Source organism: Clostridia bacterium (genome assembly GCA_028698525.1).
GTDB lineage: Bacteria > Bacillota > Clostridia > JAQVDB01 > JAQVDB01 > JAQVDB01.
Genome location: JAQVDB010000079.1, coordinates 1 through 7,877 on the forward strand (window position 1 = coordinate 1; position 7,877 = coordinate 7,877).

The 7,877-nt window shown below is 32.0% G+C and carries 10 protein-coding genes and 1 pseudogene; 10 read left to right on the forward strand and 1 reads right to left on the reverse strand.

Annotated features, from left to right (window positions below):
• Positions 1-539: 539 nt before the first annotated feature.
• The 10 genes and pseudogenes from PHP06_09765 to PHP06_09810 all read left to right on the forward strand — a co-directional run bounded on the left by PHP06_09765 (position 540) and on the right by PHP06_09810 (position 6,478).
• Entirely contained in the window at positions 540-983 is a 444-nt protein-coding gene (locus tag PHP06_09765; GenBank protein ID MDD3840838.1) for an NUDIX domain-containing protein, read from the forward strand.
• Positions 984-1,374: 391 nt separating this feature from the next.
• Positions 1,375-1,767: a metalloregulator ArsR/SmtB family transcription factor gene (locus PHP06_09770; protein ID MDD3840839.1), complete on the forward strand. Its 393-nt coding sequence runs from the start codon at positions 1,375-1,377 to the stop codon at positions 1,765-1,767.
• Positions 1,740-1,952, forward strand: a pseudogene (locus tag PHP06_09775) (arsenical-resistance protein). The gene PHP06_09770 and the pseudogene PHP06_09775 overlap by 28 nt, the downstream one beginning before the upstream one ends.
• Before the next feature lie 5 nt (positions 1,953-1,957).
• Positions 1,958-2,359: an arsenate reductase ArsC gene (locus PHP06_09780; protein ID MDD3840840.1), complete on the forward strand. Its 402-nt coding sequence runs from the start codon at positions 1,958-1,960 to the stop codon at positions 2,357-2,359.
• A gap of 14 nt (positions 2,360-2,373) precedes the next feature.
• A complete protein-coding gene (locus PHP06_09785; GenBank protein ID MDD3840841.1) occupies positions 2,374-2,541 on the forward strand; it encodes a hypothetical protein in 168 nt (55 codons plus the stop codon).
• Positions 2,538-3,554: a permease gene (locus PHP06_09790; protein ID MDD3840842.1), complete on the forward strand. Its 1,017-nt coding sequence runs from the start codon at positions 2,538-2,540 to the stop codon at positions 3,552-3,554. Before PHP06_09785 ends, PHP06_09790 begins: the two co-directional genes overlap by 4 nt.
• Positions 3,555-3,582: 28 nt before the next feature.
• Positions 3,583-3,810: a thioredoxin family protein gene (locus tag PHP06_09795; GenBank protein MDD3840843.1), complete on the forward strand. Its 228-nt coding sequence runs from the start codon at positions 3,583-3,585 to the stop codon at positions 3,808-3,810.
• 55 nt (positions 3,811-3,865) lie between these two features.
• The gene (locus PHP06_09800) at positions 3,866-4,447 is read left to right on the forward strand and encodes a DUF2703 domain-containing protein (protein ID MDD3840844.1); all 582 of its coding nucleotides are present in this window, start codon (positions 3,866-3,868) and stop codon (positions 4,445-4,447) included.
• A gap of 354 nt (positions 4,448-4,801) precedes the next feature.
• Positions 4,802-5,803: an ATP-grasp domain-containing protein gene (locus PHP06_09805; protein MDD3840845.1), complete on the forward strand. Its 1,002-nt coding sequence runs from the start codon at positions 4,802-4,804 to the stop codon at positions 5,801-5,803.
• Between the two features lie 363 nt (positions 5,804-6,166).
• Positions 6,167-6,478: a hypothetical protein gene (locus tag PHP06_09810; protein ID MDD3840846.1), complete on the forward strand. Its 312-nt coding sequence runs from the start codon at positions 6,167-6,169 to the stop codon at positions 6,476-6,478.
• 174 nt (positions 6,479-6,652) lie between these two features.
• Here PHP06_09810 and PHP06_09815 read toward each other — a convergent pair whose 3' ends face one another.
• Positions 6,653-7,519: a MerR family transcriptional regulator gene (locus PHP06_09815; GenBank protein MDD3840847.1), complete on the reverse strand. Its 867-nt coding sequence runs from the start codon at positions 7,517-7,519 to the stop codon at positions 6,653-6,655.
• Positions 7,520-7,877: the final 358 nt, after the last annotated feature.

Genomic DNA, 7,877 nt, shown 5'->3' on the forward strand with positions numbered 1-7,877 from the left:
GGCATATTCAGAGGTCAGCACAGTCAGGAAGGTAAGCGAAATTGGTTTATATTCTAAGGATAGATTTATAAAAGCCATAGCAAAAATTAATATATAGGCTTAGAAGAATAGATTAAGAAATGATAGAAAATAGTGGAATAAAAAGGGTGAGTAGAAACAAAATAGTTGGGATATCTTGGTTAAAAAAGTAACCGTCCCTCTTTTGCGTAGAAATAAAATGTGCAATATTATTAAAAAATAGTGTTGCACATTATTTTTATATTACATATTGGTACAATAATGCGAAGTAAGGATAGTATATTTTCACAAAATTTATAGTTGAATCTAAATATTTGTTTGCTAATAATAAAATAGCTTATTATAAGTGTTTATATACTATTTCCCCATTTTTGTTTTTAACTTGTTTAGTAACAGTATTCAGAAGATTTAATATGTTGTCTTATACAATTGGTGGACTATAAATCTTAATTTCGTATGCATGAAAGTAGTGTATAATACCGATAAAGGCTTAAAATAGAAATAGAGGTGCTATATAAATCATGAATAAATATCCTGAACCGACAGTTAGTGCTGTTATTTTTAATCCCGAAGGGAAAATACTGCTTTGCAAATCCCATAAATGGGGAAATAAATATGTAATTCCCGGAGAGCATATTGAATTAGGAGAAAAAATGGAAAAAGCATTAAAAAGAGAGATATTGGAGGAGACAGGATTAAATATATATGATATCAAGCTAATTGGTTTGAAAGAGAGTATATATAGTGATACGTTTCACGAGAAAAAACATTTTATTTTCATTGATTATCTATGTAAGACAGATTCAAATGATGTCATCCTAAATGACGAGTCAGAAGAATATGAATGGGTTGATATAAAGCAAATTGAACATTATGAATTAGGAGGATTTATAAAAGAATTATTGTTAAAAATAAGAGACAAGGATGAATCTCAAGATTGTATAAAGATATTTTACAATTATTAAACATCTTTTTGAAATTGCGTGAAAGAGGGACGGTGCCTTTTTTATACTAAAATATGGTATTATCCTAGCTCTATGCTGTAATATTAAAAAAGCAGAGAAAGAGCATGTTGAGAGGCAGGGACGGCCAGGAAGATAAGGGGAATCAGTTTATATTACTAAAGATAAATTTATAAAAATCATAGTAAAAATGAATATATAGGGATAGAAGAATCGATTAAGAGATGAAAGAAATGATAGATAAATAATGGAATAAAAAGATTGAGCAGAAACAAATCTGGTGGAATATTTTGGGTAAAGAAGTAACCGTCCCCCTAATATTCTTATTGACAAAAAAATAAATCTGCAATATTATATGAGTATATCCGAATACAATCATATAGGTGGTGATGAATTGGATTTCATAGAAATATTTAAAGCATTAGGAGACGAAAATAGGATTAGGATATTAAATCTGTTAATAAGAGGAGAACTTTGTGTATGTGAAGTAGAGACGATGCTGGAGATGACTCAATCTAACGCTTCAAGACATTTAAACAAATTAAAAAGTGCAGGTATTATAACTAGTGATAAGAAGTCACAATGGGTTTATTATAGAATAAATAGCGAATTTATTGAGGAAAACAATATGCTGTATGAATTTCTCAAAAACAAAATTAACAAAGATGTACAATGCCTAAAAGATGTTGAAAGGCTTAGAAAATATAAAAGCAGTGACTTTACTTGTGAGCAATTAAGAGAAAATAAAAAGCAAGTTCTAATGATATTGCAGCACCTGCAGGAATGATTAGAGCAAGTAACTTCTTTGAACTTGCTATCGCAGTAGCCATTTCACTTTTAGGATTGGATTCTGGAGCCGCTTTTGCAATAGTCATGGGAATACTGGTTGAAGTTCCTGGTATGTTTGCACTTGTTAGAATAGCCAATAACACAAGATACTGGTTTAAACAAACTGGTGAAAGGGGAATATAAAACACATGAAAAAGAAGGTGGCATTTGTATGTGTTCACAATTCCTGTCGTTCTCAAATGGCAGAAGGTTGGGCAAAGAAATTGGGAAGTGATGTATTAGAAGCATATTCGGCGGGAACAGAAAGTTATCCTGAAGTAAAACCACTGGCAGTACAGGTAATGGAAGAAGAAGGGGTAGATATGGGCGGGTATCATCCAAAATTATTAAGTGATATTCCAGAAGAAGTAGATATTCTAATAACTATGGGTTGTAACGTAATATGCCCTTATCTGCCATGCAGGTACAGAGAAGATTGGGGACTTGAGGACCCATCGGGTAGACAAATAGAGGATTACAGAAAAACAAGGAATATTATTAAAGAAAAAGTAATGGATTTGATACAGAGGGTAAAAAACAAACAGATTTAATGAATATAAAAAAGATGTTAGTGGAGAGAAAAATCTGTGCACTTTTTCTTTTAAGTCTTAAACAGGAAGTGTGCAAGAAGATGCTGGAGGGGATAAAACATAATATAGACGATTATTTGAAACTTAAAAGAGATATTGAAAGTTATCTTGTAGTTGCAGAAAATAGGGGGGGAATTATATGAATATACTAACAATGTTATTTGGCTGGTTAAATGACCAACTATTAAAAATGAAATGGCTTTCAGAACTTATAAGGCTTCTTGTGGAGAGAATATTTGGCTTGTCGATTAATGATAGAATAGGCGGAAGTATTCACTTTTTTATCTATGATACTATTAAAATTTTTATTTTATTATCGGTATTAATTTTTATTGTATCTTATATCCAAAGTTATTTTCCACCAGAAAGGACTAAAAAAATACTCGGTAGAATAAAGGGTATAAAAGGAAACGTACTTGGCGCACTACTTGGGACTATCACACCATTTTGTAGTTGCTCCAGTATACCGATTTTTATAGGATTTACTTCGGCTGGACTACCTTTAGGTGTAACTTTCTCTTTCTTGATTTCTTCACCAATGGTAGATTTAGCATCATTAATGCTTTTAATGTCATTTTTCGGTGCCAAAATTGCCATATCCTATGTAGTTGTAGGCCTTATTCTTGCTGTTGTCGGAGGTACTTTAATTGAAAAGTTGGGGCTTGAAAAATATGTAGAGGGATATATTAGAGAGATAGAGAATGTAGATACTGATTTTATAGAAATGAGTCATGATGAAAGAATTTCTTATTCAAAAGAACAAGTTAAGGATATTATCCATAAGGTATGGTTATATGTATTAGTTGGGGTGGGGGTAGGAGCGGCAATTCACAATTGGATTCCTCAATCAGTTATAGAAAATGTGATTGGAGAAAATAATCCATTTGCAGTTTTAATGGCTACAGTAGTTGGTATTCCGATGTATGCTGATATATTTGGTACACTGCCAATAGCAGAGGCTTTATTTACAAAAGGAGTAGGAATAGGGACAATATTATCCTTTATGATGGCAGTAACTGCCTTGTCACTTCCTTCTATAATAATGCTTAGTAAAGTAGTAAAACCTAAACTTCTAGCAATCTTTGTATCCATTGTATCAGTAGGAATTATAATTATTGGATATCTATTTAATGCTTTTTCATATATTTTCATATAAATAAATTAATCAATTAAGGAGGATAATTATGGTAATTAAAGTTTTAGGTTCAGGATGTGCGAATTGTAGAAAATTAGAGGCTAATGTTAAAGAGGCTGTTAAAGAATTGGGAATTGAAGCCACAATTGAAAAAGTGCAAAATTTTAAGGACATTGCAGCATATGGTGTGATGAGAATGCCTGCTTTGGTGGTAGATGAACAGATTAAAATTGCAGGAAAAGTTCCAACAGTGGAAGAAATAAAGAAGTATTTATAAGGAAAACCTAGTAGGAATTCAACCCGATTTATTGATTTTAGAGGGGGTAACATTCATGGATTGTTGTCAGCCACAAAATAATAACTGTATATGTGGTACGAAATGCTGTGAAGATGTAAAACAGAGTCAAACCGAAGAGAAAAATGAAATAATAATTGATTTTTTATATTTAGATCTAAACACTTGCACACGATGTCAGGGAACAGATGCAGGGCTTGAAGAGGCCATTGCAGATGTGGCAAAGATACTTCAATTGACAGGGATAGAAGTAGCTGTGAACAAAATCCATATTGATAGTAAAGAAATGGCAAAACAATATAGATTTATTAGTTCACCTACTATACGAGTAAATGGAGAAGACATACAAATGGATGTCAAGGAATCTCTATGTGAATCTTGTGGAGATTTATGTGGCGATGAAGTTGATTGTCGAGTATGGGTGTATAAGGGAAAAGAATATAATGTTCCACCAAAAGCAATGATTATTGATGCCATTCTTCGTGAAATATATAGTGATAAGAAAGTACGGATGAATGATAGAGCTGATAAAGAAGCATATCAATTACCAGAAAATTTGGGGAGGTTTTTTGAGTCGATTGAGAAAAACAAAAAAGGGACGGTGCCTTTTTTATACTAAAATATGGTATTACCCTAGTTCTATGATGTAATATTAAAAAAGCAGAGAAAGGGCATGTTGAGAGGCAGGGACGGCCAGGAAGATAAGGGAAATCGGTTTATATTACTAAAGATAAGATAGTAAAGATGAATATATAGGGTTAGAATAATAGATTAAGAGATGAAAGAAATGATAGATAAATAATGGAATAAAAAGATTGAGCAGAAACAAATCTGATGGAATATTCTGGGGAAAGAAGTAACCGTCCCCTTTTTCCTGCCTCTATACTATGCCTCTATACTATAAAAAATTATCCATATGATATAATATATGGTAGTTATTTAAAGCAATTAGCTTAGGGAGGTAGGTAAAAAAATGAATATAGCAATATTAGCAGATAAACCTAGGAAGGTTTATTGGCAAGGTGAGGAAGGAGAGTTGGGGGATTTACAAAATCAACAAATTGTACGGGATGTACAAGAGGTTCTATCTAAGAAGTTTAAATGCACTGTGGTGACAGCTGATAAAAATTTTGTACTAAGATTACAAAGGGAACACATAGACTTGGTATTTAATTTATGTGAGGGCATTCGAGGGCAGAGTAGAATGGCTCAAGTGCCTGCAATACTAGAGTTTTTTGGCATACCGTATACAGGCTCTTCTATATTAGGTCACACTCTATCCTTTAACAAGGCAGTTTCGTCGGAGATACTTGAGAGTAAAGGTGTAAAAACACCTGGTTTTTTATCAATCTATAAAGAGCAGGATTTAGCTCAGTTAAGAGAAGCAGATATTGAGTTTCCGGTAATCATAAAGCCTGCTGAGGAGTGTTCCAGCAGGGGGATACATCAGGACAGTTTGGTATATGATATGAAATCGTTAAAGAGCAAGGTAAAAGAGGAGTTAGCAGTCTATAACCCGCCTATTATGATAAATGAATATGTAGACGGCAGAGAATTCACAGTAGGCATTTTAGGCAATAGGGATAATGTTGAGGTACTGCCTATACTGGAGATCAGCTATGACAGCATCCCGGATCACCTGCCAAAATTCAGCAGCTTTGAACTTAAATGTCATTATGACGGACATGAATCGGAAGATATATGTCCCGCTATTCTGGATGATGAGCTTGAAGAAACTATTAGACAAACAGCAAAGAAAGCTTATGCTATCTTAAATGTAAGGGATTATGGTAGAGTAGATATTAGATTAAAAAATGGTATACCTTATGTGCTGGAGATGAATTCATCACCTGGTTTAGAGAGAGGTTATAGTGATATAGTTAAGATGGCAGAAGCCGCAGGTATGGGTTACCAAGGGCTGGTATACTCAATAGTTGACAGTGCAATTGACCGTTATAATCTGCTTGATCATTGAATGTGACGTGGGGACGTTTCGTTTGTATCTTTGAATTGTAAATAGTAAGAAGTAAGTTGAACATCAGTGTAAAAGTATTATGAAAAGATTTAAAAACCTATTTATTATAGCTAGTTTGTTATTAATATTATTAAATTTTAACATCTTATCAAAGTAGTGTAGAAGAGCCAGTAATTGAAATTGAAGCCCTAAATTTTGAAGCAAATGGATTTGAAATCTATGATTATACGGTAGATGAAAACGGTAATATCATTTCTGATTATAGGGTTGAAGGAAAATCTATACATTGTCTATTGATTAGAAGTAAGATAAATAAATCTTCTTTTGCATTCGCAACACTATTATTAAAAGGAGATGGGAGATATGAAAATTAGTTTTATTCCCCAAACTCGTTTAGGTAAATGGTCAGTTGGATTGATTATCGTATTTTTTTTGTTATTTGCGCTGTTTCAATTTCTTGTTGCTACAGGCCAGCGAGGCGATGCCACAATTTTTGATAATTTAGTGCTTACTATTCCAATATTTATCGCAGGAATTGCGGGTATAGCATCTTTTATTACAGGACTAACTAGTATCATGAAAAGCAAGGAGCGGTCAGTTTTTGTTTTTCTAGCTTCTGTAATAGGCCTTTTTGTTATGCTTTTTGTGCTTGGTGAAATTATTTTTCCACATTGAAAATTAATCAATTGATAAGATAATTTATATCAAATTTACTATTTTATAAACTTCTTTATTTGACGGCTGGAAAAGCTTAAGTCATTAAGCTCTGATGTCTTAAAAACTCCACCATATTCAATAAAATGATTCTTTGTTTTAATAGCCTTAATTAATTAGATTTCAATAAAAATTTCACTTGAAATCTGGAAATTTTTCTAAAAATACCTCATTGGTCTTTAATAGATTCTGGTAATACTTTTTGTAGGATGGAGATAATTTTCTCATAGCAGGAATAAATATATCATTATAACCGCTAGTCTTACCAAATGATTTGATTATTTCCATTACTTCCCCATGAGGAGAAGATAAATATTCTTCAGACTCTTTAAAATCTTGATATTCTCTTATTATCTTTGAGTAATCATCTAAAAACTTTTCAGGATTTTCTATACTTTGTTGTCTCTTATCCTCTACTTCGGCAATTCTATCATCTGTCCAAAAGTCCATGGCCTCTTCAAACTGGCTCATAATTTCATCTGAAATTTTTGGAGGATCAACTTTATCTAGAAAATTAATAATTGTTTTATATGCTTCCTCCTGTTCTTCTGTTTTTATAGGTCCTTCCAAAAACCTACTAAAATGACTTACAAAAAATCTACCATAAAATCCTGGAAATACTTCCAAAAGTCTTTCTTTTATAGATTTCTTTTTATTTAATTCTATGATTTCTGCATTAATTTTTTCAATATTTTTACTATCTAAAAGTTTTTCTAGTAATTGGGTTTGTTTATTAGATAATTCATTTTCTAGTTGTTTTCTAATAATACATTTTCTCAATTCTTCTTTAGAAAATTTTGAACCTAAAATCTTTTTAATATCAGACACTGATAAGCCTAATGACCTAAATACACTTACTTGTTTTAATCTTTCAATCTCAGATTCATTAAATTTCCGATAACCACTTTCATCAAGTTTAGGATTAATAATTCCTTTTTGTTGATAGTATTCAATAGCTTTTTTCGTTAATCTAGTAACATTACATACTTCATTTATTTTCACAGTAAACACCTCCTAAATTAACTATAAGCTATCCCCTTAGGGACTAGTCAAGATATATTTTCTACTATTTATTAGGATAGAACTTCGAACCCATTGATTTATCTATACCTCATGCTCGTGTCATTATTATAGCACGTTCCTCACAGGCAGAGTCGGATGGAATTTGGGTGTTTTTTTAATGTTTTGCTGCAAAACTTTTGAAGTTAAACTATAACTCATTCAACCAGTAACAGGCGAGTTGTAAAATTAAATGAAACACAATTAAATAAATAATGCTCATGAGAGCTTCTCTGTTATAATGTTAATCACTATAATAAACAGAAACGGAGAAGAATCATGAGCACAGTCTATTGTATCA